The 26,650-nt window shown below is 26.4% G+C and carries 23 protein-coding genes and 2 tRNA genes; 4 read left to right on the top strand and 21 right to left on the bottom strand.

Annotated features, from left to right (window positions below; all coding sequences use genetic code 11):
* The 13 genes from J2Z25_RS19000 to J2Z25_RS16000 form a co-directional block, all read right to left on the bottom strand.
* Nucleotides 1-147 (bottom strand): transposase (locus tag J2Z25_RS19000; RefSeq protein ID WP_209741289.1); only part of this gene is annotated, 147 nt, incomplete at its 3' end.
* A gap of 216 nt (nucleotides 148-363) precedes the next feature.
* A complete protein-coding gene (gene yaaA / locus J2Z25_RS16055) occupies nucleotides 364-1,131 on the bottom strand; it encodes a peroxide stress protein YaaA (RefSeq protein WP_209741288.1) in 768 nt (255 codons plus the stop codon).
* Nucleotides 1,132-1,155: 24 nt separating this feature from the next.
* The gene (locus J2Z25_RS16050; protein ID WP_008676675.1) at nucleotides 1,156-1,572 is read right to left on the bottom strand and encodes a CBS domain-containing protein; all 417 of its coding nucleotides are present in this window, start codon (nucleotides 1,570-1,572) and stop codon (nucleotides 1,156-1,158) included.
* 115 nt (nucleotides 1,573-1,687) lie between these two features.
* On the bottom strand, nucleotides 1,688-2,584 hold the full coding sequence (locus tag J2Z25_RS16045; RefSeq protein WP_099346022.1) for a 3'-5' exonuclease: 897 nt from the start codon (nucleotides 2,582-2,584) through the stop codon (nucleotides 1,688-1,690).
* 133 nt (nucleotides 2,585-2,717) lie between these two features.
* The gene (locus tag J2Z25_RS16040; RefSeq protein WP_209741287.1) at nucleotides 2,718-4,517 is read right to left on the bottom strand and encodes a MutS-related protein; all 1,800 of its coding nucleotides are present in this window, start codon (nucleotides 4,515-4,517) and stop codon (nucleotides 2,718-2,720) included.
* Between the two features lie 154 nt (nucleotides 4,518-4,671).
* The gene (locus J2Z25_RS16035) at nucleotides 4,672-5,604 is read right to left on the bottom strand and encodes a metal ABC transporter solute-binding protein, Zn/Mn family (protein ID WP_209741286.1); all 933 of its coding nucleotides are present in this window, start codon (nucleotides 5,602-5,604) and stop codon (nucleotides 4,672-4,674) included.
* A gap of 75 nt (nucleotides 5,605-5,679) precedes the next feature.
* Entirely contained in the window at nucleotides 5,680-8,427 is a 2,748-nt protein-coding gene (locus J2Z25_RS16030) for an AAA family ATPase (protein WP_209741285.1), read from the bottom strand.
* Nucleotides 8,414-9,544 (bottom strand): metallophosphoesterase family protein, encoded by a 1,131-nt coding sequence (locus J2Z25_RS16025; RefSeq protein WP_209741284.1) that lies wholly within the window; start codon nucleotides 9,542-9,544, stop codon nucleotides 8,414-8,416. Before J2Z25_RS16025 ends, J2Z25_RS16030 begins: the two co-directional genes overlap by 14 nt.
* 246 nt (nucleotides 9,545-9,790) lie before the next feature.
* Nucleotides 9,791-10,588: a DUF4097 family beta strand repeat-containing protein gene (locus J2Z25_RS16020; RefSeq protein WP_209741283.1), complete on the bottom strand. Its 798-nt coding sequence runs from the start codon at nucleotides 10,586-10,588 to the stop codon at nucleotides 9,791-9,793.
* Between the two features lie 12 nt (nucleotides 10,589-10,600).
* The gene (locus J2Z25_RS16015) at nucleotides 10,601-11,299 is read right to left on the bottom strand and encodes a hypothetical protein (RefSeq protein WP_209741282.1); all 699 of its coding nucleotides are present in this window, start codon (nucleotides 11,297-11,299) and stop codon (nucleotides 10,601-10,603) included.
* Between the two features lie 20 nt (nucleotides 11,300-11,319).
* Nucleotides 11,320-12,018 (bottom strand): ABC transporter ATP-binding protein, encoded by a 699-nt coding sequence (locus J2Z25_RS16010; RefSeq protein WP_097033589.1) that lies wholly within the window; start codon nucleotides 12,016-12,018, stop codon nucleotides 11,320-11,322.
* A gap of 1 nt (nucleotide 12,019) precedes the next feature.
* A complete protein-coding gene (locus J2Z25_RS16005; RefSeq protein ID WP_209741281.1) occupies nucleotides 12,020-12,385 on the bottom strand; it encodes a GntR family transcriptional regulator in 366 nt (121 codons plus the stop codon).
* Between the two features lie 385 nt (nucleotides 12,386-12,770).
* Nucleotides 12,771-12,953 (bottom strand): alpha/beta-type small acid-soluble spore protein, encoded by a 183-nt coding sequence (locus tag J2Z25_RS16000; RefSeq protein WP_008676663.1) that lies wholly within the window; start codon nucleotides 12,951-12,953, stop codon nucleotides 12,771-12,773.
* Nucleotides 12,954-13,166: 213 nt separating this feature from the next.
* Between J2Z25_RS16000 and J2Z25_RS15995 the strand changes: the two genes are divergently transcribed.
* Nucleotides 13,167-14,117: a phosphatase domain-containing putative toxin gene (locus tag J2Z25_RS15995; RefSeq protein WP_209741280.1), complete on the top strand. Its 951-nt coding sequence runs from the start codon at nucleotides 13,167-13,169 to the stop codon at nucleotides 14,115-14,117.
* Nucleotides 14,118-14,176: 59 nt separating this feature from the next.
* Here the strand turns inward: J2Z25_RS15995 and trhA are convergent, their stop codons facing one another.
* The 7 genes from trhA to J2Z25_RS15960 all read right to left on the bottom strand — a co-directional run bounded on the left by trhA (nucleotide 14,177) and on the right by J2Z25_RS15960 (nucleotide 22,839).
* Nucleotides 14,177-14,842, bottom strand: a complete 666-nt coding sequence (gene trhA, locus J2Z25_RS15990) for a PAQR family membrane homeostasis protein TrhA (RefSeq protein ID WP_209741279.1) — start codon at nucleotides 14,840-14,842, stop codon at nucleotides 14,177-14,179.
* Nucleotides 14,843-14,965: 123 nt separating this feature from the next.
* The gene (ptsG, locus tag J2Z25_RS15985; protein WP_209741278.1) at nucleotides 14,966-17,011 is read right to left on the bottom strand and encodes a glucose-specific PTS transporter subunit IIBC; all 2,046 of its coding nucleotides are present in this window, start codon (nucleotides 17,009-17,011) and stop codon (nucleotides 14,966-14,968) included.
* A 76-nt stretch (nucleotides 17,012-17,087) separates the two neighbouring features.
* The gene (gene licT, locus J2Z25_RS15980) at nucleotides 17,088-17,936 is read right to left on the bottom strand and encodes a BglG family transcription antiterminator LicT (RefSeq protein WP_008676654.1); all 849 of its coding nucleotides are present in this window, start codon (nucleotides 17,934-17,936) and stop codon (nucleotides 17,088-17,090) included.
* A gap of 219 nt (nucleotides 17,937-18,155) precedes the next feature.
* Entirely contained in the window at nucleotides 18,156-21,395 is a 3,240-nt protein-coding gene (locus J2Z25_RS15975; RefSeq protein ID WP_209741277.1) for a ligand-binding sensor domain-containing protein, read from the bottom strand.
* 156 nt (nucleotides 21,396-21,551) lie between these two features.
* Nucleotides 21,552-21,627: transfer RNA gene (locus J2Z25_RS15970), tRNA-Trp, on the bottom strand.
* A gap of 205 nt (nucleotides 21,628-21,832) precedes the next feature.
* A tRNA-Trp gene (locus J2Z25_RS15965) sits at nucleotides 21,833-21,908 on the bottom strand.
* A 52-nt stretch (nucleotides 21,909-21,960) separates the two neighbouring features.
* Nucleotides 21,961-22,839, bottom strand: coding sequence for a metal ABC transporter substrate-binding protein (locus tag J2Z25_RS15960; RefSeq protein ID WP_008676652.1), 879 nt, complete (start codon nucleotides 22,837-22,839; stop codon nucleotides 21,961-21,963).
* 379 nt (nucleotides 22,840-23,218) lie between these two features.
* Here J2Z25_RS15960 and tsaE point away from each other — a divergent pair, with 379 nt between their 5' ends.
* The 3 genes from tsaE to rimI are packed head-to-tail and all read left to right on the top strand — an operon-like array spanning nucleotide 23,219 to nucleotide 24,838.
* Nucleotides 23,219-23,680 (top strand): tRNA (adenosine(37)-N6)-threonylcarbamoyltransferase complex ATPase subunit type 1 TsaE, encoded by a 462-nt coding sequence (tsaE, locus tag J2Z25_RS15955; RefSeq protein WP_209741276.1) that lies wholly within the window; start codon nucleotides 23,219-23,221, stop codon nucleotides 23,678-23,680.
* Complete coding sequence (gene tsaB / locus J2Z25_RS15950) at nucleotides 23,677-24,393, top strand: tRNA (adenosine(37)-N6)-threonylcarbamoyltransferase complex dimerization subunit type 1 TsaB (protein ID WP_209741275.1); 717 nt, start codon at nucleotides 23,677-23,679, stop codon at nucleotides 24,391-24,393. Before tsaE ends, tsaB begins: the two co-directional genes overlap by 4 nt.
* Nucleotides 24,377-24,838: a ribosomal protein S18-alanine N-acetyltransferase gene (gene rimI, locus J2Z25_RS15945; RefSeq protein WP_035284919.1), complete on the top strand. Its 462-nt coding sequence runs from the start codon at nucleotides 24,377-24,379 to the stop codon at nucleotides 24,836-24,838. Before tsaB ends, rimI begins: the two co-directional genes overlap by 17 nt.
* A gap of 26 nt (nucleotides 24,839-24,864) precedes the next feature.
* Here the strand turns inward: rimI and J2Z25_RS15940 are convergent, their stop codons facing one another.
* The gene (locus J2Z25_RS15940) at nucleotides 24,865-26,247 is read right to left on the bottom strand and encodes an MATE family efflux transporter (RefSeq protein ID WP_209741274.1); all 1,383 of its coding nucleotides are present in this window, start codon (nucleotides 26,245-26,247) and stop codon (nucleotides 24,865-24,867) included.
* Nucleotides 26,248-26,650: the final 403 nt, after the last annotated feature.

Here is a 26,650-nt window from a genome sequence, read left to right as displayed (position 1 = left end):
GTATTGAATTACCCATCTTCCAAATGCTGATGTACTAGTTATATTTAAATCCTTACATATTTTCTTTTGACTCTTTCCTGTTTTTATATATTCTTTAATTGCATTTATTTTAAATTCTGCACTATAAGCTTTGTGCTTTATTGACATAAAAAATCACCCCATTATGTAGATTGTACTCAACCCTTTGTCGATTGTCTACATAATAGGGTTATGACCAAAACGCGACCCCCTTGGTTTTTACTTAATTTACTTGTTCTAATAACTTTATATTGCTAAAATATGCAACTCATAAATCTTTTTAATATATTATTACAAAATTTTAACTTAACCTACTAAATCAACTCTGAATCTATTACGCTTTTACTATTCCCTAGTGAAAACTAGTTCTTTTTCAGTAGACATTTCTTCATTAAATTCATATCCATCTAAATTAAATTTTTTGATATCCTCTATATCATCTATCTCATTTTGAATAATGTATCTAGACATCATACCTCTAGCTCTTTTAGCATTTAAGGAAATTATTTTATACTTATCAACTCTAAATTCCTTAAATGTTATTGTGATCACATTGACTTCTTTTCTATTAACTAATCCTTCAATAGATTTAAAATATTCCTTAGATGCTAAGTTTATTATAGTCTTATTTTTATGACCCTTTATTTCCTCTAATATACCTTCTTCTAAAGTTTTATCCCAAAACTCATATAAATCTTTTAAATCATTAACCGGTAACTTTATTCCCATTTCTAATCTATATTCATTTATCCCATCAAATGGTCTTAATACTCCATATAAACCAGATAAAATTCTTAAATGATCATTTGCATAAAAAAGCTCAGAATGAGATAAGCTTCCAACATCCATCCCCCTATAAGCATCACCTCTAAAGGCTAATAGAGCTTGTTTAGAAGTTTCTAAACTAGTTGTCCATTTCTCAATTCTATCTCTATTTAATGTTGCTAATTTAGTACTTATCTTCATAAGTTTTTCTAAAGAGTAACTATCATATTTAGTTAACTCATTCATAATTTCCTGCGACTTTTCTAAAAACCTCGGCTCACTCATTGGTAAGTTATTATCTATTTCTTCAAAATCTAAAGTTTTTGCAGGAGAAATAACTATTATCATAACCAATCCTCCTATATATTCTGATTATACTATTTTCTTTTTTCTCATTTCACTATAACAATAATTAATTATATCACTTCTTTTTATTATACCAATGAATATCCCTTCATCGTCTACTACTGGTACAAAATTTTGATTTGTAGCAAGTGAAATTAAGCTTTCTACATCTGCATTTATTGAAACACTTTTATGCTTTCTTTTTCTTGGAATATCTATAATTCTAACATTTTCAGTATTTTTAAAATTTAAATCAGGAGTATTTTTAAGTTTCCATAGTAAATCTCCCTCTGTTAATGTTCCAACATATTTTCCTTCTTTATCTATTAAGGGAATAGCTGTATATCCATGATGTTCCATTCTCTCTATAACTTGTCTCATGGTTGCATCTAAATATTCATATATAACCTCATTTTTAGGTGTTAAAAAAAATGCTATATTCATATTTTATCAATCTCCCATACTTATAATTTAAAACTAAGCCACATATACATTTTATCATAATTACAATGTAATTGTTTTAAAATTATAATTATTTAATATTTTATTAATTTATCACCTAGTTTTTTTTTATTTTATAACTATAATTCATATACTCTATTTCATCTACAATAGTAGAAATTTCTTTATAAACCTCTTCCCCACTAAATGTCTTTTTTACTATTACTTCATTTAAAATCTTATTATTACATTTAGGACATTTACAAAGAGATACGAATCTCCATTTTATAGGTATAAAATCATACTCAATCTCTAAATCTACATTACACTTAGGGCATTTGTATCTTATCTTATTTAAATCCAACTTATACTCTGACAAGTTTTTTAACTCTACTGCTGGCATATTATAGATATCTTTAATTATATAACTTTTTAATGCTCTTGAATTATATATTCTTTTAAATACTAAAGATGTATAAATAGCATCGTTTAAAGCATCATGCAACTTATTATTATCTATTCTTATCTTTAATTCCTCCAAGGCATTTTTCAAGCTAAGTGACTTCTTTTTGCCTAATATTTTTGTTGAATATTCCTGTAAATCAAGGTAGTTTTTAAGCCAATCTAAATTATCATATTTATGATATACTGCATTATTAATTATTTCTATAATATCATCCTTTGCCCAAGAACAAATAATATCTCCATCATCTATAATTCTTGATAAACTTTCAATTCCTACCTCAAATGATACTCCTTTTTCCAAATCCTCTTCTTTAATGTTTGTTATTTCTGATATTTTTGGATTTAATACAGGAATAACAGATGGTTTTATATATGTCTTAAACTCTTCAAGCGGCTTCATATAATTATCTAGTTTTATTGCACCTATTTCTATTATTTCATTATCTAAATCTATATTTTGTAAATTTGGATAATCTTCAAATATATTTGGATAATATTTATGTATCCCTTCTAGATTGTTAAATTCTAAATCAATTATTATAAACGCCATTTGCATACCTCTCATTAATTATTATTATAGGTATATTATGCCATTTTATTAAGTTCTTTTCACTATTATTTAGGATTTTTACAATAATAAATTTGAAAATACTATATCTACAACATATAACTTAGAATTCAGCTTAATTATCATTAAATTCTATACCTGCTAGCTTCATTAAATGAACTGCATTTTGAGTTTTACTTCTTCCTTCTCTTAACTTATAATCAAACTTAATATTATTTTTTTCATAGTATTCTTGGAAGTTATAATTTTTAATCCATTTCTTTGTTTTTTCTAAATCGCATAACTCTAAATCATGAGTAGAAACAAGCCCCATAGCATTATTATTTACTAATTGATTTATAAGAACTTGTGCCCCTTCATGTCTATCCTTTGAATTTGTACCTTTAAAGATTTCATCCAGTAAGAAAAATACCTTTTCTCCATTTTTAGCGGCTTCAATAAGTATTTTTATCCTTAATATTTCAGCATAAAATGATGATATACTTTCTTCTAAGTTATCCTTAGTTCTCATACATGTATATATACTAAAAACTCCACAAGTAAAGCCATTACTACAAGTAGGAGCTCCTATATAGCTCAAAAGTAGATTTAAACCAATAGTTCTTAAGAAAGTGCTTTTTCCAGACATATTTGAACCTGTTATTAAAGCAACTTTTGAATCATGATTTAAAGTGAAACTATTAACTACAGCTCTCTCCCCTAACATAGGATGGCCTATATTTACTCCTTCAACTACATCTAAATTGCTAATTGTAGGATAACTCCATTCATCAAAATCAAATGACAAGTTAGATATACTAGATAAAGCTTCAAACTCACCCATTACATTAAGCCATGCTTCTAACTTATGCCCATTTAATCTTCTCCATTCTTCTAAATTTCTTAAAATAAAAGTATCTGACAATACAGTCACATTCAATAATAAATAATATGCATTAGATGAACTATCACCTAACCAATCAACCAGTTTTTTAAGTACTTTCATTTCCTCAACACAACTTTTACCTGAAGAATTCATCTTATTCTTTAGCTCTTTTAAAAGTACTGAATCGAAATTTTCATTCTCTATAAGTATCAATAAATTTGTATATGCTTCTATATCTTTTTTATGCTTATCAAATAACTTTATTATTTGTACTAAATCCTTTGTAAGTATTTTTACTACTAAGTAATTAATCATAAAAACTAAAATTACATAACTTATTGGCAAGACTTTTAAAACTACTAATACTATTGATATCATAGTAATTGCTATAAATAAATAGGGAACTATCTTAAATAATGGTTTTATTTCACTTTTTCCATTTGCCCACTCTAAAAGTTCATTTATATCTTTTGTTCCGCTCTTTTTAATAGTAGATTTAACTTCTAGATGTTGTCTCCACTCTACTTTTTTACCTAATTCATTTATAGCTTCTTGCTTTTTTAATATTTCTTCTCTACCTGGAATTGCATTTAAATTTAACATTTGAGATAGTTTAGCTCTTCCAAACTTAGTCTTTGTTGAATTAATCATTTGAAAAAGCGAATTTCTTCCAAATACGTCTAGATCGCTTGCAAATGGATGCTCATCGCTTAAAAATTCTTCTCCTTTATCTTCCCTTTCCTTAAAAGTTCCCTTTATTCTATTTATGCCATTCCTATTTATATTTATATAAATTTCATACTCTCTTTTTTCCTGAATTCTTTTGTTATGATAATATGCTACTACAATAAATATACCTACAGATATAACTATAGATGATATTAAGTATGCTATACTCTCTCCTTTGTAAAAATAATATGCCAATAATACAGCCATAATAGCTATTATCAACCTTAAGGTCGAAATCTTAGTTATAACCCCATTTATATTTTTTATTTTCTCTTCATATTTTGAAATTTCACCTTCATAAAAACTTAATGCCTTACTCATAATTTACACCACCCTTACTTAATAATTTTATCATATTAAAATATATATGTTTCAATTAATAGATAATAAAAATCGGATATAGGAACTCTTAATGCCTATTATCCGATATCTCTTAAATCTTCATTAAACAAAAACTATATTTTGCATATAGATATTAATTTTTTAATGAATTATATATAGTTTCTAAGTTATATTTCATACCTTCTAAATAACTTTTATCATCTTCTTTAGTTTCAAGACTATATATCTTCTCTACTTTAGCTCCAACTTCTCTTGCTAAAGTTTCTGATTCTTTTGCACTTGCTGTAGATTCGCTAAATATAACTTTCACATTATTTTCTTTACAGTAATTTATTAAAGTTTCTAAATTTTTAGGAGTTAATTCACCTTCTCCAAATACATCAGCTATACTCTTTTGTGTTAATCCAAAATCTCTACATAAATAAGCAAAGGCTGCATGTCCAGTAACAAAATCCTTATTTGTTATTTCTTGAAACTTACTTTTATATTCATTTTGTAAATTAGCAAAATCTTGTTTCAACTTTTCATAATTACTTTCATAGTAATCTTTATTTTCCGGATCCATTTCAACTAAACTATTTTTTATGTTCTCAGCTTGTTTTGTTGCATCACTTAAGCTTAGCCACATGTGAGGATCATTTCCACCATGCTCATGACCATGGTCTTCATCACCCTCTTCATGTTCGTGATCTTCTTCTGATATACTAATTGGTTTTATCCCATTACTAGCTTCTACTATTTTAATATCTTTACCTTCAACTGTATTTAAAACAGAATCTATCCATTCTTCCATGCCAAGTCCATTATACACAAACATATTGGTATTTATTAAATCTTTTAAATCCTTTGGCTTTGGATCAAAACTATGTGCATCACTACCATCTGGTATTATTGAAAACACCTCTACTTTATCCCCACCTATAGCTTCTGTAAAATCCTTTAGAGGATTAATTGTAACTCCTACTCTTAATTTTTCTCCGTCATTCTCATTACTTTTATTTACACATCCAGAAAAAGAAAATATAATTCCTAGTATAAGAATTACACCTACTATTTTTTTCTTCATTTCTCCACCTCTTCTGCAAATGATTTGCATTATTCATTGGTATAATTTTATCTTCTTATACTATTATTGTCAATACTACAATGAAATATAATTAATTTCTATATTTTTCTTTTCAAATATAGCCTTTTCTCTTGATTGACATGTAAATATTAATAACTGCTTGAATTTACAGCTTAAAAGTAGATCAATAGCTTTTTCAGTTCTAGTATCATCATATTGCACAAAAGCATCATCTAATATAACTGGAAAGTCCATTTCCTTATATATCATATTAATAAATGCTAATCTAAGAGATAAATATAGTTGATCATTTGCTCCATTACTTAAAATAGCACCAGGTAGCACCTCTGACCCCTTCCTTACTTTCATCTCATATGAATCAGATACCATAACATCATTATAGCTCTTATTTGTTAAATTCTTAAAATATTCTATAACACTAGAATTTAAAATATTTCCAAAGTTCCCTCTAACTTCTCTTATAGATTCATTCATTTTTTCTATGGCTAATTCAGTGGCTTTTAGCTTCAATTCAAACTTGCTAATTTTTTCCCTAACATCTTCTATTTCTTCTTCTATTTGAGGTATACCTCTTTTGCCTATAAATCTATTATTCAAATCATTTTCAACATCTTTAATAGACTTCTCGATTTCTATTAATTCATTTGATTTTATTGAGATCTGATTATCTATTTCCTCTTCTGATGAATAAGTGTAATTTATATTTTCATTAATTATGTCCTTTAAATCTTCTTTTATTGCATCGATATCTTTATCCTTAGTTAAGGCTTTATAGGTTTCATCTATACTTTCTAAAGTCCTAACTATTTCTTCTCTTTGCTTTACCTTTTGTTTTATCTCTAGTAATTTTTCTTCTAAACTAAATAAATCTATATCTTCTAATCCTATAAATTCAAGCTTTTCTCTTATTCTTTTTTCTCTTATCTCAAGCTCTTTTTGTAATTTATTTATTGATTGTTCTTCTTTTTCTATATCTATTTTTAAAGATAAAATATCCTTATTTACTTCTTCGTATTTAGATAACATTAATATTACTTCATTTACATCTTTTGTTTTTGCTAAATCTAATATATGTTCTATATATTCTTCGTTACTTTTATAATTTTCTTCAACTGTCCTTATATTTAGAACAGAAACTTGAATTTCCTTTTCTGTTATCTTTATATTTTGCTTTTCTTCATACAAGTTGAATTCATCAAAAAGCTTTAGTTTTATAATAAAATCTTCATAGGAAATTGCTCCAACCAACTTCGTATATTTAAAAATATCCTTTTCTATTTCCTTTATATCCTCTTCCAACTTATCAATACTAAATAAACTATTATGTTTATCACTTTTATTTATTTCTGCTCTTAAATTAAAAGCTTTAAATATAAGAAGGCTTAAAACACCTGTTAATATAACTATCAAAAATAAATTGTTTCTAAATAAAAAAATCAATACAGCTAAAATAATAGAGCAAATTATAATTAATAAATTGATAAGTCTATTTTGACTCTTCAATTTAATATCTATATTTTTTTCTTTTATATTGTTAGAAGAACTCTCTAATTTAAACTTAAGCTCCTTCAACTTATCTTCATATTTTTCTAGCAACTTTCCTATTTCATCTCTTATTCCTCTAAAATTTATGGCACTTCCTATATAATCTTTCTTTTTTTCTATATCCTTTTTTATAAGATTTATATCATTATTTAGAACTCCATAATTCTTAATCTTTTCCTTTAGGTTTTCTCTTTCCATAATAGCTTTCATAAACTTATTCTTATCTTCACTTGATAAATCTTCTATAAAAAATAAATTTTCAAATTCACTTCTCTTATTTGAATAAATTTCTTTACTTCTAATTAAATTTTTTTCCTCTTCTGATTTCATATCTAATATACTAAAATATAAAGAGTTTTCATCCTTTATGTCATTTAATAAAACTTCATCTATTACACCGTTTCTAGAGGATATGCTTTCTTCTATATATCTTTCCTTTTTCTTTAACTCTTCCTTTTTCTTTAAATATTCAGTGATTTCTTCATATTCTTTCTGAAGTTTAGCCTTTTTCATGTATTTTTTATATATATCTAAATTTTTAAGTTCTTTTCTTAATTCTTCTCTATTATCTTTCAAAATAATTAAGGCCTGTTCTTTATCTATACTTGTTTCTGATAATTTATAAGCCTCATATCTTTCTTCATTTAGCAAATTATATTTATTTCTAAGTAGATCTAATTCTCCATTTTTTCTACTTGTAGTTATAGATTTTTTTATATTATCTAACTTTTCTAATGCCTTTTGCAGTGATACATTTTCTTCTCCGCTACCTAATAAATTTGCTGCTCTATCTATTATTTCTTCTTCCTTATCTTTAGAAATTGATACCCCTAATTGGCTAATAAATAATGTTTTTAAAAATGTTGAGGTGTTTACATTAAAAAAGTACTTTCCTGGTTCATCTTTTGGTATATCTAAAATTATATCTCCAGATTCAGCATCTAATATCTCTGATGTATCATCCTTCTTAGTTAAGCCAAAACTTCTTCTTATAATATACTTTCTACTATTATGTGATACATGAAGTTCACCTCTTATCTTATCTCCATCAATAGGCATAAATCTTATTCTATCATTATTTTTAATATCCTTGCTTCTTTTAGCATTCATACCATAAAGCCAAATCCTAATAAAATTTTGAATGGTACTTTTACCTTTCTCATTTTCACCATATATTAAATTTGTTTCATCACTTAGCTCAATTATCTTATCTTTTAATCCAGCAAAAGAAATAATATGTATCTTATTTATAATCATTCAAATTCACTTCCTCATATGATAAGCATTGTATTCCTATCTTTAAAGCTAATTTTATAACTTCATCATCATAATCATCTTCTTCCATTTTATCTAGTAGCTTTCTTGCATAAACTCCTTTAATGGAATAATCCTTTGATATTTTATCAAAATCTAGCTTTACATCAGTATTATCAATCACTTTAACAAAATAAAAATAATCTTTTATCTTCTCAAATACTACATCTTCATTTAAATTTATATAAGATTCTATTTCACCCTTTAAAATAACTTTATATAAATTATTTTTTCTTTCTTCCTCACTTATAGAATTTATTACTCTTTCTTTTATTTCTTCATAACTTACAGAATTACTTATGTCTACATCAACTACATAATAATTTCTTTTTGAAGTCCTAATAAATCTTAGATCTACAGTACCTTTTGAAACCTCTCCAACTATAATACCTTTATCTCCAAGCTCATCAAAACCTCTTCCTTGAGGACATCCTGCATAAGCATAACAAGTGTCTTTTTGCCTTAATATCCCACTATAATTATGTCTATGCCCTATGGCTATATAATCCAATCTACTATCTTCTATATCTCTTAATGTTATTGGATTATAATCGTTTCCTTCATCACTATTTGATATATCACCATGTATCACCATTATATTTATGTATTTTTCATTTATAGAAATATTCTTTAACATACTTTTTTTAACATGATGTGTATTAAACCCTGCCCCCCATACAACAGTTTCTAAATCTTGCAAAACTACACTTTCAACTGAACTTTTAAATATATGAACATTACTTGGCCATTCTATCATTTTATAAAAGGATTTTTCGTAATAAGGATCATGATTTCCAGGGGATATAAATACTTTTATGTTACTTATTCTTTCTAATTGACTTTTAATAAAAACTAGTGTTTTTTTATTTACTGTTAGATTATCAAAAATATCCCCAGTTAATAATAAAATATCAACAGAATTTTCTATACACATGCTAATAATCTTACTAAAAACTTCTAGAAGCTCTTCCTTACTTATTAAAGCTATATTTTTATTTAAATCTTTAAATGGAGTATCAAAATGTAAGTCTCCTGCTTGTAATATCTTAACTTTTTTCATATTATCACCTTAATTATAATTGTTCTCAACGAACTTTTGTTCTCATTTTATCATTTTTCATCTTCCTGTACAATATTAAGCATATATATAAACATAATAATTTATATTAGTAATATTATATAAATTAAAACAAAACTCTAAAGTTCTAATAAATATATTATGACTTCAATTAATTAAATCAGTAGTTAGATAATTTCATTTTTACTTGATAATAATAAAGATGCAGGCAAATTTACCTGCATCAATTTAATTTGTTATATTTATTTCTCCAATTCCTATACTAATATCAAATATATATTTATTTTCTCCAGATGTTTTAGCACTTATATTAGCATTTCCAAGACCAGAATCAGTTTTTATACTTACTGGAGAATTTGATGGAATACTTATATTAGTATCTCCTACGCCACCTTCAAACGTTAAGTTACCATTTACATCTCCTAATGATACATCAACGCTTCCAACTCCCCCTTTAATATCTATATCCCCTGTTCTTTCTTTTGTTTCTAATTCAACATCTCCTACTCCACTTTCTAAATAAAGTTTATTAAATGAAATATTCTTTATAACTATTTCTCCTACTCCTGAACGAACATTTATATTATCAACTTTTAAGTCCCTAACTTCATATTCTCCGACACCAAACTCTAAGTCTACATTCCCATTATAACTATTTGGTATCTTTATCTTTAAATCACTAGCAGAATCTCTAATTATACTATTGGATTTTTTTGATTTTTCATTAATAGTTAATTCATCAGAACTTTTATCTATTGTAACTCCTTTAGAAAGCTTTCCTAAAGTACCCGAAACTTCAATATCCTTGCCTTCATAGTACATTATCTCTACATTGCTAACTTCTATTTTTATATTAAGTTTATTTATGCCTTCTATTGATTCAACCTTATTTATGCTTTCTCCACTATAATTAGTTGAATCTGTGTAATTATCATTGTTTCTACTTTCTATTCCGAACTTAACACTACAACCAACTAATACAACGCTTAATGATAGTGCTAAAAATATCTTAAATATCTTTTTCATAATTATATCCCCCTAAATAATATCTAATTTTTTATCTAGATGATTCACTGCCATTGTAACAAGAATACCTACCCATAAGATCCCCAAAAGCATAGATATCAAATCAATTTCTATAAATGATCCAATTTTTAAATAAACATATGGAAATAAGTTAGTTATAAACCTATTAATTCCTGCAACAAAACCTTGAATAATTCCACCACCTACTATAACAGAAAGTATGCATAATCCTATATTATAAATATATGTCGAAAATATTACTATAAACGAAGTAATTACAATATATGCTGCTATAGTTCCAAAAGCCACTCCAAATGATGCCATCTTAACTACTTCTGCCATTGTATTGCCGGAAAGACTTGATACTATATATGCAACAACAGCAATACTTCCTTGTAAAATTATAAATTCTATATACTTAGCAATCATAAATTCCCAAGATTTTATTGGTAAAGTAAAGATTAGTTTACCATTATCTTTTGATATTTGTGATATGAATTTTATTATTGAAGTTACGAAGTTTATCCCTAAAAATGTTGAAATGAATGCAATGTTCATAATTGACATCAACTCTCCAATAAACGGTACTTTTATAAATATCCCTAAAGTTAATATACATAAAATTATAAAAGCAATTATATACAATATCTTACTTATTCCTGAATTGTATTTTCCAAAATTATATTTTAAAATATTTAAAACATTTTTCATACTATTACTCCTTCTTCAATCTACTCTGCAAATACTTTCCTATAAATTTCATCAATTGATAATTTATATTTTTCTCTCAGCTCTTCAGCATCTCCAAATTCTATTATTTTCCCATCTCCTAAAAAAGCAACTTCATCAAATATTCTCTCGAGTTCTCCAATATAATGAGTAGTTATTATCATTGAACTTTCTTCTGATAAATTATCTAATATTGCATCTAAAATCTTTTCTCTTGAAACAGGATCAACACCTGATATAGGCTCATCTAACAGATACAACTTAGCTTTTCTGCTTAAAGTTAATGATAAGCTAAACTTTTCACTTGTTCCTTTTGATAAATCCTTTATTTTAGCTTCAATATCTAGATTCATGAAATCCAAATAATATTTCATCTTTTCCATATCAAAATCATTGAAAAAATCTGAGTATAAATTTATTGCATCCTTTATCTTCATTGTTTTATGAAAAATATTTTTATCTTGTAAAAATGCAATATAATTTTTAGTTTCAGCTCCTATAGATAATCCATCAACCTTTATTTCCCCTTTATCAAACTTTAAAAATCCTTGTATTGTGTTTAAAAGAGTTGTCTTACCTTGTGCATTAGGCCCCATTATTCCTAAAACTTTCCCTTTTTCTAGGCTTAAATCTATTCCATTTAATACTTTCTTTCCTTTTATTGTTTTATATAAATCTTTTATTTCTAATAAACTACTCATCTTAATCCTCCTTATATCTTTCTGATATAATTGCTAATATTCTTTCTTTAGTAAATCCTAATGCCCTAGAGTCTTCAATAAATTTATCTATAGTTTCATTAAATATCTCTCGTCTTAAATCATTTATTCTTTTTTCATCTTCAGTTACAAATTTTCCAATTCCTCTTTGGGTATATATTAAATTTTCATTTTCTAACTCTGAATAAACCTTTTGAACTGTATTTGGATTAACTTTTAATTCGTTTGCACATTCTCTTACAGACAAAACCCTTTCGCCCCCTTTTAATTCCCCAGAAACTATTCTTTTTTTCATATAAGCAATTATTTGAAGATATATCGGCTCTTTTGAATTTAATTCAAGTAACATCTTTTATCTCCTTCCTCGACAGTATTAGTGTATTAATTAAATAGTACGCTAATACTGAACTATTTCCTATACTCATTTATATATAAATATAATCATTATAAGAAGTTATCTTTATTTATTGTTAATTTTCTTTATTTATCCTTGTTTTACTTATTATTTTAAAATATAACTTTATAATATCAATCGCCTAAAGCTTAATATAACTGTGAATACATCTCTATAACAAAATGAAATTTTCTTTTATAAATAAAAAAGAGGTTTCTAAAATAAAAATATAATTTTTATTTTAGAAATACCTCTTCTTTTTTGAATGGTTACAATACTAAATTCTTTGGCGGTATATCCATCCTGTCTTTTTAACCTTTAGTTAATTTGTTCCGGTGGCTTACTTTATTGAACTTTCGTATTGTTCAACCATTCTTTTTACCATCTCGCCACCAACGGAACCACATTGTTTTGATGTTAGGTTACCATTGTAATCGCTAAATGGAACTCCTAACTCTGCTGCAACTTCATTCTTGAATGCACTTAATCCTTTTCTTGCTTCTGGAACTAATGTTTTTGCCATTTGTAATTCCTCCTTTGGCTATTGGTTTTGTAAACTACTTTTAAAATTGAACTCCCTCTCATTTAAAAGTTTTTTGTTTACACTATTATATTAACCCTAATCCTAGTTTATATTCTTAGTAAATTATACATACTTTAGAATATTTTATATGAAGGATATTTTATATTTTTGTGCACAAAATATTTAGTGAATATACTAAATAGGAGGTTCTATATGAAGATTTCTATGTTTAAATTAAAAAATATTAAATATAAATCAATTTCTATTTTTATTATTTTATCTACATTATTATCTATATGTAACCGATCTAATGTATCCATGGCAACTATAAGTTCACCAGATACCATCCCATTTCTTGAGGATAAGTTTATAATATTAGATGTTAAAAAAAATTATAAACTTCCTCCTAGATTTAGAAACATTCAAGAACTAAATATCTCAGGTTGTGCTCAATTTAGACCTAGCCAAATAGATAATATAAAAGTAGCTATAACTAGTCCTAAAATAACTGTAGTTGACTTAAGACAAGAATCGCATGGATTTATTGATGATAGTCCTATAAGCTATTATAGTTTTTTCCAGCTTATAAATAGTAATTTAAATTCTCAAAACACCTTAAAAGCAGAAGAGGAAGACTTATCAAAAATATCAATAGGTGCTAATATTCCAATTTTTAAAACAACAGGAGAATATTTAGAATCATTGAAAGCCAATGTGGTATCAAATGAAGAGAAAACTTGTGAAAATTTCGGATTAGGTTATAAAAGAATTGCAGTAAGGGATAATTCAATTCCAACTCCTGAAGCAGTAGATGACTTTATAAACTTTGTTAATAATACAACTGATGATATACATATACTATTTCATTGTGACGCTGGGGATGGTAGAACAACTATGTTTATGTCAATGTTTCAAATGATGAAAAATCCATCTAATGAATCTCTTTCAACAATACTTAATGATCAAATTACTATTGGCGGAATAATATTAACAGATAATATTCCAAGAGCCACTTTTCTAGAATATTTCTATAACTATACTTTAGAAAATAAAGAATCCGAATTTAAGACCAACTATTCTACATGGTTAAAAAATAAAAAAAGTCTCTATAGTGAAGGTGCTCCTTTACCTAGTGAAAATGAACCCATAAATGAAAAAAACTAAAAATAAAAGTTAAAAGTATTTATATATGAACTAGTATATAAATACTTTTAACCTTAAAATCATAAATATAGTATTCCTAAGAATATTGCAATATAATGTAATACACTTCCTGCAATTACAAATAAGTGCCATATAAAATGATTGTACGGCATTTTATCCAATGCATAAAATATACATCCTATAGTATATGCAAGACCGCCTGCTACTATATATATTAATATTTTCATAGGTACTAAAAGTAAAACTACCTTAACGTTAAGTACTATGATCCAACCCATTAATATATATAGTATTGTCGATAAAATAGAAAACTTATCTATCCAAAATATCTTAAATATTATTCCTAGAAATGCAATTATCCATAGTGCTAATAATATTTCCATAGATTTTTTATCACTATTCATCAGTATTAATATAATAGGTGTATATGTTCCTGCTATTAATAAATATATAGACGAATGATCTAATATCCTTAATATTCTTTTAGCTAAGGCTCCTGGAATACTATGATATAAAGTTGAGCCAAGATATAATATTATTAAACAAATACTATATACCCAAACTCCAACAAAAGCATAATTACTTCCTGAATTCGCTGCTGCTATAATTAAAAATACACTTCCTATAATAGATACTATAGCTCCTACTCCATGAGTTATAGCATTTGCTATCTCTTCACCTTTAGTATAAAAATTATAAACTACTTGTTCCTTTTTGTTGCTCATAAATCCTTTATTTTTCACCCTCCAACACTTTTAATTACTTTAATAATATTGCTCATTTAACAATATATTATTCTTTTTAGAAAAAGGAACAATCTTTTAACTATAAAGATTGCTCCTAAAATTTTAATTATTTAATTTTTCATGTATTTCAACTTTGTTAATATCTCCGGACTTAACATCTATATCGTTATTAAAATATATAAATTTCTCCTTAGACAGACCTTTAAATATAACAGGTATCATTGGTGATTTTAACTTTTCTCTTATTTCATCTAAAGGAAATTCTATTAACAAATCTCCTTCTTTAACTATATCTCCTTCTTGTACAAAAGCTTTAAACCCATTTCCATTTAAATTAATACTATCTATGCCTATATGAATGAATATATCAAACCCATCTAGCCCCCTAATTGTTATAGAGTGGGATGTTTTTGAAATTGTTAATATCATTCCTTTTATTGGAGATATTAAAATATTCTTTTTAGGATCTATTGCAAACCCATCTCCTATAAGCTTCATTGAAAATATAGGATCTGGAACCTCTTCTAAACTTAAAAGTTTTCCAGTAACAGGCATCATAATCGAACTTTCTATTTTCAATCCTTTTTCTATTTTCTCTATATTTTTTTTCTTTTTAACTTTTACTTCTTTTCCATCTATTATATCTTTCATTTGCTCCTTAAGCATGTCAGACTTAGGACCAAATATAGCTTGAATATTATCTCCAATTATCATTAAATCTGCTGAACCTAATGACTTAAGTTTACTTCTGTTTACCAAACTTATATTTTTTACTGTAACCCTAACTCTAGTTATGCAAGCATCTAAGTATTTTATATTTTTTAATCCTCCGAAAGCATCTAGTACATTATAAGCTAAATCCCCATCAGTAATATCTATATCAATTTCACTTTCTTCTCTTTCTCTTCCAGGCGTCTTTAAATCTAACTTTCTTATTATGTATCTAAAACCTATATAATAAATAGCTGCAAATATTATTCCAACTATTATTATCCACCACCATTTTGTTCTATTAGGAAGAACACCAAATAATATAAAATCTATAAGTCCACCTGAAAATGTCAAACCAACCTTAACATTTAGTATTTGCATTATCATAAATGATAAACCAGCAAATATACAGTGTACCCCAAATAAAACTGGAGCAACAAATAAAAACATAAATTCAATAGGCTCAGTTATTCCTGTCAAGAAAGATGTTAATGCACCAGAAAATAATATACCTGCTACTAATTTTTTCTTATCACTATCTGCTTCATGATACATTGCTAAAGCAGCTGCTGGTAGTCCAAACATCATAAATGGGAATTTTCCAGTCATAAATGTTCCTGCAGTAAACTCTACCCCATCCTTTAATTGAGCAAAAAATATTGCCTGATCTCCAACCACTAATTGTCCAGCTAAATTAGTATATTCCCCAAACTGATACCAAAATGGATTATACCATATGTGATGTAATCCAAAAGGTATTAATGCTCTTTCCACAATCCCAAAAATTAAAGCCGAAACAGTTTGATTAGTTCCTATCATACTCCTTGAAAAAGCCAATAGAAAATTTTGTATTGGAGGCCAAATTACTACCATTATTATCCCTATCAATACCCCTGCTATTGCAGCTACTATAGGTACAAATCTTTTTCCTGAAAAAAATCCTAGGAATTCTGGCAACTTTATAGTATAAAATTTTTGGTATATAATGGCAGAAACCATCCCAATTAATATGCCACCAAATACTCCTGTTTGGAGAGTAGGAATTCCAAGTACCATATCATACATTGGATTAGTATCAACTTGCAGCAAATCAACTCTAGCTGTTATTCCAATAGTCATATTCATTATTAAAAAAGATACTATAGCTGCTAAGGCTGCAACACCATCTCCATTGCTCATACCTATAGCAACTCCTACTGCAAATATTAGTGGTAAATTAGAAAATACAATATCACCTGAAGATGACATTATATTAGCCATTAGCTGAAAAGTTTCACCTGATAACATTGGAATATTATTTATTATATTGGGATTTTGCAGCAATGTTCCAATTCCCATTAAAAGTCCAGCTGCTGGCAATAAGGCAACTGGTAACATTAATGATTTACCTACCCTCTGAAGAACTCCAAAATATTTTTTTAGAAATATAGTATTCATTTTCCCTCCTAATTAATCTCATATTAAAGCAAAGACTTAAGCACTAAATTCTTCGGCTTAAGTCTTAATAAACATACTAATGATTACTTCTTAATACAGAGATGACCCTGTGTATATGCATAGTTAAATATACTATTTCATCTTCATTTACTTTATAATCATAATTACTTTCTATATATTGTTGTATCTTTTTAGCACAATCATAAGCTTCTGGATAACTTCTTGATGCTATTTCTAAAAATTCACTACTATTATCATCATTTTGATTGTTAGTTATTACTCTCTTTGCAAAATATTTAAGATGAGTTAATAATCTATCATAATTTAAATCCTCTTCATTAAATTCAACTGAGTAGTAATACCTAACTATATTTAAAACACCTTTAATTATGTTAGTTGCAAGTACTGATTCTTTTGCTGTTTCTTGATAACTTGCATTAACAAGATGTAGCGCAATAAACCCAGCTTCGTCCTCAGGTAAATCTATTTTTAATCTATTATTTATATAATCTACAGCCCACAGTGCTATTTTATATTCTTCTTTATGTATTCTTCTTATTTCATCTAATAAGTCATTTCTAATTTTCACCTTATTTTTATATCTCTTAATTGCAAAAGCAATGTGATCAGATAGAGAAATATATATTTGTTTATCTAATTTTCTATTTAATTGTTTATCTGCATAGGATATAATCTCATGCGATAATTCAAATATCCCATCAGGTATTTGATTTATAAGCTTTTTAAGTTTATTACCCATTCGCTTATCATCTACTACAAATATTTTTTCTATCTTATCTTCTTCTATTTCTTGCCCTACTTTCCTCTTGAAGGCGATTCCAGGTCCCATAAGAATAACTTCTTTTTTAGTCTTTGGATCTATTGAAACAACAACATTATTGTTTAATATTTTTTCTACAATCATATTACCTTCATTCTCCTAACGCTTGGAAAATAAAATACCTAAATTAAGATAATGTTTTATCTTAATTTAGGTATTGCCTGCTTTGCAGTTACAATCCACATACTTATTTATTTAATATAATATCATTGTAAACAACTACTGTCAAGCGCATATTATTAGAGTTATACGGACTTATTCATATATAATTTATTCAATCTTTTATATATAAATTACTGTATTTTACATAGTATATTTAACTGGCAATATTATTACAAATTCACTACCATGCCCAGGTTCACTTTTAACAAATATTCTCCCATTATGTAATGTAACCAGCTGCTTTGTTACTGTTAATCCTAGACCACTTCCTCCGTGCTCTTCTGATACATCATTATATGCTTGCCCAAATCTATCAAATATAGCGTCATGATATTTTTTTTCTATTCCAATTCCAGAATCTTTAACTGATATTTTTACCTTATTGTTTAAATCTACTATTCTTACTTCTATTTTTCCACCCCTTGGTGTAAACTTAACTGCATTTCCAACTAGATTTACAATACACTTTTCTATTTCACTACCATCACATTCTATTATTTTCTCTTCTACATCTGGATCAATTACTAGTTCTATCCCATTTGCTTCGATAAAATCCTTCATAGATAAAACAATTTCCTCTACTAAATAAACAATATCATGTTTTTCTATTATTAATTTATATGATCCGGACTCAATTTTCGATGTATCTATAATATTATTTATTAGCTTCAATAATCTATCAGAATTCCTTCTCAAAGTACTCATATAATATAAAATTTTTTCTTTAGGTATATCCTTATCTTCTTCATTTAATTTAGTTATTAATTGCTGAGTCGATATAATAACATTCAGTGGAGTTCTAAGTTCATGAGATAAATTAACAAAATAATTATTCTTGTATTTTTCATTTTTTATTAGCTTATCATATAACTCTTTATTTTCTTTAAGCTTACTATTTAACTCATGAGTTCTTTGTTCAACTAAGCTATCTAATATTTTAACCCTATTCCATATTATGTAAAGCACTAAAGAAACTATTAAAGCATACATTACATAAGCTAATGGTGTTTGCCAAGGTTTCATTCCAACCTTAAAGGATACTGTAGTAACTTTACTCCAATCGCCACTTGAGTTTCTTGCAACTACTTGAAATTTATATACTCCTGACTCCAAATTTGTATAACTTACATAATTTCTATCATCAGAAAAAATCCAATTTTCATCTAATCCATCTAATTTATATGCATATTGAATTTTGCTTACATTTCTATAATCAGGCATAAAAAAATTAAATTGTATATTACTATTTTTATAACCAATTTTTATATTGGATATATCTAAAATTTCTTTTTCTCCACTATATATACTATCAATCACTACATTAGGAGAAAACTTTTTTTCTTCTAATTGGTTTGGATAAAAATAAGTAAGCCCATTAATTCCCCCAAAAAACATTTCTCCACTCTTACTTTTAAAATATGAATAACCATTAAACTCATTGCTTTGCAGTCCATCTGTAACATTATAATCAACAAATTTATCATTTTTTATATCAAATTTTGATATTCCATAATTTGTACTCATCCATGGATTATCATCATTATCAATTAAAATACCATATATAAAATTATTTGATAAACCTGAATCTTCTGTATACCTATGAAACTTTTCAGTACTTCTATCGAATTTATTTAACCCGAATTGGCTTCCTATCCAAATATTATTTTTACTATCTATTGCTATAGTTTTTAATGCATTAAAGCTTATACTATATCTATCTTCTTCATTATTTCTATAGCTTTTTATCTCATTTGTATTTTTATTTAATCTAATTAATCCACCATCTAACGCCGAAGCTATCCATATAATTCCATCCTTATCTTGAATTATATCCGAAAACACATTTTCAGTTATTCCATTTTTAATAAAAATGTCCTCATATGATTTAAATGTATTTTTTCTATCAAAGGTACATAATCCATCCCTAGTTCCTATCCATAAAATACCTTCATTATCAATATATAATGTTCTAACATCATTGTATAATAAACTATTTTTATTATCTTCATTATAATATCTAGTAAATTTTTTTGTTAATTTATCATACTTATTTAATCCAAATTCTGTTGCTATCCAAATTTCATTTTGTATTCCAACTATATCTCTTATATGGTTATTGCTTAAAGAATCTTCATCATCTGAGCTTTTGAATTTAGTTATATTTCCGCTTTTTCTATCTATTAAATTTAATCCTTCATTCACTGTTCCAACCCATAAAAGGCCTTCATCATCTTCATATATTCCAGCCATCATATTTTCACTTAATGAATTCGTATTGAAAGGATCATTTTTATAATTCTTAAATGAATTTTGAGGGTTAAATAAACTTATCCCATCATAAGTTCCAACCCAAATTGCTCCTGATTTATCTTCAAATAAACTTAATACATTATTACTAACTATACTTTGTGGGTCATATATTTTAGATTTATAGTTAATAAATTTATTTTCTTCTTCATTCAATCTGCTTAATCCATTATTAGTTGCAATCCATAACTCATTTCTACTATCTCTTAATATGTATCTTATAAAATTTCCTGCTATGGAAGTGTCGTCATTAGGATCATTTTCAAACTTTTCTATTTTATTAGTTTTTAAGTCAAGTTTATTCAATCCTCCATTATATGTACCAATCCAGAGATTATCTAAATTATCAGCATATAGCTTAAATATGAAGTTATCATTAATAGAGTTATCTCCTCCATCAGAATAATATTTAATTATTTTCTGTGAATTATTTTCTATTTTATTTAAACCATTATCAGTTCCAATCCAATAGTTACCATAATTATCTTCCACAATAGAATATACAAATTGACTGCTTAATGAATTTTTTTTATCCCCTGAATTATATAATCTTATAAAATTATCATCTTCTTCATTATATAAATTTAATCCGTCTTCTGTAGCTATATATATATCGCCTTTTGAATCTATTAATATTTCTGTTATATTGTAATTGGATAAATTACATCCATTTATTCCTGGTAAATATGTTGTTATTTCACTTGTATGTGTATTTATTCTATTTAATCCTCTAGATGTACCAACCCATATGTTTCCTTCATCATCTTCAGTTATTGCAGAAATATAATTACCACTTATACTATTAGGCTTATCTTTACTATATCTAAATACTTCAAATCTACTTCCATTGTATCTATTTAATCCATCTATTGTTCCAATCCACATATATCCTTTACTATCTTGAAATAAATACTCTACTGATGTTTGTGATAATCCATCTTCTACTGTTATTCTTTTAAAATTTATATTTTTATCATCATTTGTTATCGCAAATGCATTATTTACGCTCATATTTATTATAAAAATAATACTTACTATAATCATAAATATAACTTTATATAGCTTTTTTCTCATCTTAACCCCTCGTAAAAGTTTAAAAATTCTTACAATTAAGTAACTATATTATATCAGATTTATCATCTATTTATATAAATTTATAGTACATTAATGTAGTTACTTGTAATTTTTCACAAAATAAATAAGAGAGTGTAATATCTACACTCTCTTATTTGGCAGGGGCAGTAGGAATCGAACCCACAACCAACGGTTTTGGAGACCGCTACTCTACCAATTGAGCTATACCCCTTCAACAAAACTTATTCTATCATGACATTTTAACACTTGTCAATAAAATAATTTACTTAACTTTCAATTATTCAATATATTATTTAGATTATTAATTATTTTTTATTTTAAAAAATATCATTCTTATTTACTTATATTTTTAAATTTATAATAATAAATCTTCTTTTACAAAAAAATAAATCGATAATTATCATTATCGATTTATTTGGCAGGGGCAGTAGGAATCGAACCCACAACCAACGGTTTTGGAGACCGCTACTCTACCAATTGAGCTATACCCCTTTGCAACAATAATTATTATATCTTATGTATACATAAAAATCAACCATTAATGTTAGTTTTTATTTTTTATACCATCAATTATCTTAGTAACATTATCTTTTAGTATATTATTGTCACCTTCAGTATTCAATTCTATATAATCACAACTTATTGCAATTTTATTTTTTAAATCGTCTAAGTTTCCTAATTTATTATCATGAATAAATATAATCTTAGAATTCTTATTTTCATTAGCAATATTTTTAATCTCTTCATTATTCTTTATCTTTTTTACTTGGATTCCAAGATCCTTAAATAAATAATCAAACTTATCACTATCTGTAACAATTAAATAATCCTTATGTTTTTTTAATTCTTCCTTTGAATTAGTTAAAAATTCATCTAAGTCCTGAATAATAGTATTATAATTTTCTTCATAATAATTTCTATTAATAATATCTCTTTCTTGTAATACGGTCTTTATATTATATAAAGCAATCTTGTACTCATTAAATCCTAATAAATAATAAGGATTTTCTTTATTTTCATCAGATAACTCTCTAGTAATTGATCTTATACCTCTACTCATATTTATAATACCTATACTTGAATTTTTTGCACTATCTATTACATCACTTATCCAAGTTTCATATCCTAATCCATTATATATAAATAAATCCATATTTAATATGTTACTTTTAACATTATCACTAACCTCAAAAGATTCCATATCACTTTCATTACTAAACAAATATTCAACGTTATGTTTATTTCCAACTAATGCTTTAGTCATCTTATATTGCTCTTTGTTAACTGTTAATATATTTAAAAAAGTCTCCTTTTCCTCATCAAATTCATCAGTAGGGTTAGCCATTAATGGATTATAGGAAAATGTCAGTCCCAAAAATAAAATAGAAGTAAAAATAACTAAAGCATATGTTAACTTCTTCATAAACCTTTCCTCCAGGAAATAAATAATTATATATATGTTTCAATTGATATATCTATTTCCTTAAAATATCAAAATCAAATCATATATTATTTAATTTTTTATATACGTTGCTAAAATTCTAACTTTATTTAACTTCCGTCAATATATTTATAGTTTTTTAAAATCAAATCTTTATTACAACTTATATACTTTCATAATATCTTATCACTGATAAATAAAAATTACAATTCTATTACATCTTAATTACAATTCCAATTATATTAATATTTTACTATATACTCACCTACAATTCCATATTATGTATATTATTTTACCTTTCTTTTTTTTCGTATTTTGGATAGAATATATTAATATAGAATATTTAGAAAGGAGTCTACTTATGCATTTTTATGTTAATGATATAGAAGAAACAACAAAAATAGGTTTTTCTATAGGTAAATTAATAAACCCTGGCGATATAATCTGCTTAACTGGTGATTTAGGAACAGGAAAAACTCATATAACTAAAGGAATAGCTAAAGGTTTAGATATTGATGATCATATAACTAGTCCAACATTTACTATTGTAAATGAATATGATTCAGGAAGACTAAAGTTATACCACTTCGATGTTTATAGAGTTAGCGATCCTGATGAAATTTATACAATAGGGTTTGATGATTATATATTTTCTGATGGTGTTTCTATAATTGAATGGGCAAATTACATAGAAGAAATTTTACCTAAAGATTACTTACATATATTGATTGAAAAGGACTTATCAAGAGGTGAAAACTTCAGAAAAATTTCTATTACTCCATATGGAGAAAGATATAATTATATAAAGGAGTTAGTCTTATGAGAATTTTAAGTATAGATTCAGCCTCTAAAGTAGCAACAGCTGCTCTTTTAGATGAAAATAACTTAATAGCAGAATATACATTAAATAATAAAATGGAACACTCTACTTTAATAATGGACATGGTAGATAAGTTATTAAAAGATTCTAATTTATCAATTGATGATATAGATGGATTTGTAGTATCAAAAGGTCCTGGATCATTTACTGGACTCAGAATAGGTATGGCTACAATTAAGGGGTTAAGCTTTGGTTCAAACAAGCCCTATATTAGCATTTCAAGTTTAGATGCCCTTGCATACTCTCTTATAAGTTTTGATGGTATCATTTGTCCTATAATGGATGCTTTAAGAGACAGCGTTTATACATGTCTATATAAAAATAATAATGGTAACTTGGAAAAATTAACAGATTATTCAGCACTTGATCTAGATGAATTAATAGAAGTTTTAAAGGAAAAAGGTGAAAAAGTCATATTTACTGGAGATGGATTAATTAAGCATAAGGAATATCTATCAACTAATCTTCCTAATGTCTACTTTGCACCTAATCATCTTAGTATAATAAGAGCATCATCATTAGGAGATTTAGGGGTAAAATTATTATTAGATAATGTGTCTGATGAATTAAATTCTTCTCCTTTTTATCTAAAAAAACCTCAAGCACAGAGAGAATTAGAAAAAAGGCTAGCATTAGAAAATGAAAATAAGCTATAACTTGATGAATGAAGATGATGTTAACGGTGTATTAGCTATTACAAATTTATGCTTTTCTACACCTTGGAGCAAAAGCTCTATTACTGGTGAACTAAATAATCCTTTGGCAAAGTATATAATTGCTAAAGATCTAGAATCAAACTCAATAGTTGGATTTGTTGGCGCTTGGATAGTTGTCGGTGAAGCTGATATAACGAACATAGCTGTTCATCCAAACTATCGAAATCTTGGAATTGGAAGTAAACTACTTTCTTCTTTAATAGTTCTTTGTGAAGATTTAAATTGTTCATTAATAAACTTAGAAGTTAGGGTTTCAAACACTTCTGCTCAAAATCTATACAAGAAATTTTCTTTTATAGAAAATGGTCTTAGAAAAGGATATTATGAAGATAATAAAGAAGATGCACTTTTAATGACTTACTTTTATAATAAGAAACAGGTATAAACTTTAAAGTTTATACCTGTTTCTTATTAATTTGCTTCTTTAAGCAATTCCTCTTCAACTTCTACTTTTTCTTTAACTTTCATACTTTTTACTAATATAAAAATCGTTACTGCAGTTGTTAATACATCACTTACTGGCTGAGCAATCCATACTCCATCTAATCCTAATCCAAAAGTTCTTGGAAGAATTATTATAAAAGGAACTAATAAAATTACTTGTCTAAGTAAACTCAAAAACATTGCAGTTTTAGCTTCTCCTATAGATTGTATATAATTTGAACCAGTTATTGATATTCCCACTATCGGAAGCATAAGTAGATATATTCTCATTCCTTTAACTGATATGTCCATAAACTGAGGATCTTTGTTGAATACTCCTATTATAGCTTCTGGGAATACTTGAACTGCAATAAATGCAATCACTAATATTATTGTAGCCACTATCGCTGAAAGTTTAAATGCCTTTTGAGCTCTTTCTTCTTGTTTTGCACCATAATTAAATCCTATTATAGGTTGTGCTCCTTGGTTTATTCCAAAGATAGGCATTAAGCACATTAAACTTACAGATGATATAGTTGCCATAGCACCTATTGCTAAATCAGTTCCATATTCCTTTAAAACATTATTAGATATAACTTGAACTAAACTTGCTGCTATTTGCATAGCAAATGGTGCAGCTCCAATTGATAATATCTTTAAAGTTATTTGCTTATCTAACTTTAAACTTGATTTAACAAATTTCAAATTAGACTTTCCACTAATATAGTACCCTAGCCCTATAACTGCTGTTACAAGTTGAGATATAACTGTAGCTATTGCTGCACCTTGTATCCCCATATTAAATATAAATATAAATACTGCATCTAAAATTATATTAGTTACGCATCCAATTACCATAATAGTTGCTGCTAATTTAGGATTTCCATCTCCTCTTATAGTATTATTTAAAGCAAATGCTACCATATTAAATACTGTTCCTAATAAAATTATATATATGTAAGCTTTAGCATAATATAAAGTTTCATCACTAGCACCAAATTTTGTTAAGATTACATCTCCAAAAACTAATCCAACAATTGTAAGTATAAGAGATAAAATAACTGCTAATGATATTGCATTTCCAATTACTTTAGCTGCTTCTTCTTTCCTTCCTTGCCCAAGCTTTATTGATATAGTTGTTGTAGCTCCTACTCCGACAAGCATGGCAAATCCAAGTATGATAGTTGTAATAGGCATTGTTACACCAACACCAGTAATAGCTAACGATCCTACCCCTGGTATATTTCCTATAAAAATTCTATCAACTACATTATACAAAGCATTTACAATCATTCCTATTATAGCTGGTACAGAATATTTTAATAATAATTTTCCTATTGACTCTTTTGCAAGTAATTCTTGTGTTCCCATTTAATCACCTCTTTCTATTTTTTTCAAACAAAATTTATTTTATTAATATAATCATATTATATAATTACATAAAAAAAGAAACTGCCCATATAAAATTTAAAGTTGAGCTAATTCCTTTAAAGAAATCATATTCTCTTTTCATTTTAAGAATAAATTTTTATATTTTTTGGTTATGAATACAACGTTATATTTTATCTAATTTCATACTATATTAATATACAACTGATTTACATTATATCATATTTATCAACTGTTGCAACCAGTTTTATATGGCATTAAATCTCAAAACAATTTTATCAATATATAACACACTTCATACATATAATATAAATAATATATTATATATACATCATGGAAGGAAGAAAAATGGATAAGATTATACAAACTCAAGTTAATATAATGA

The sequence above is a fragment of the Clostridium tertium genome (assembly GCF_017873245.1).
GTDB lineage: Bacteria > Bacillota > Clostridia > Clostridiales > Clostridiaceae > Clostridium > Clostridium tertium.
Note: the sequence above shows the minus strand (reverse complement) of the source record. Positions and strands in the feature narration are given on the sequence as shown.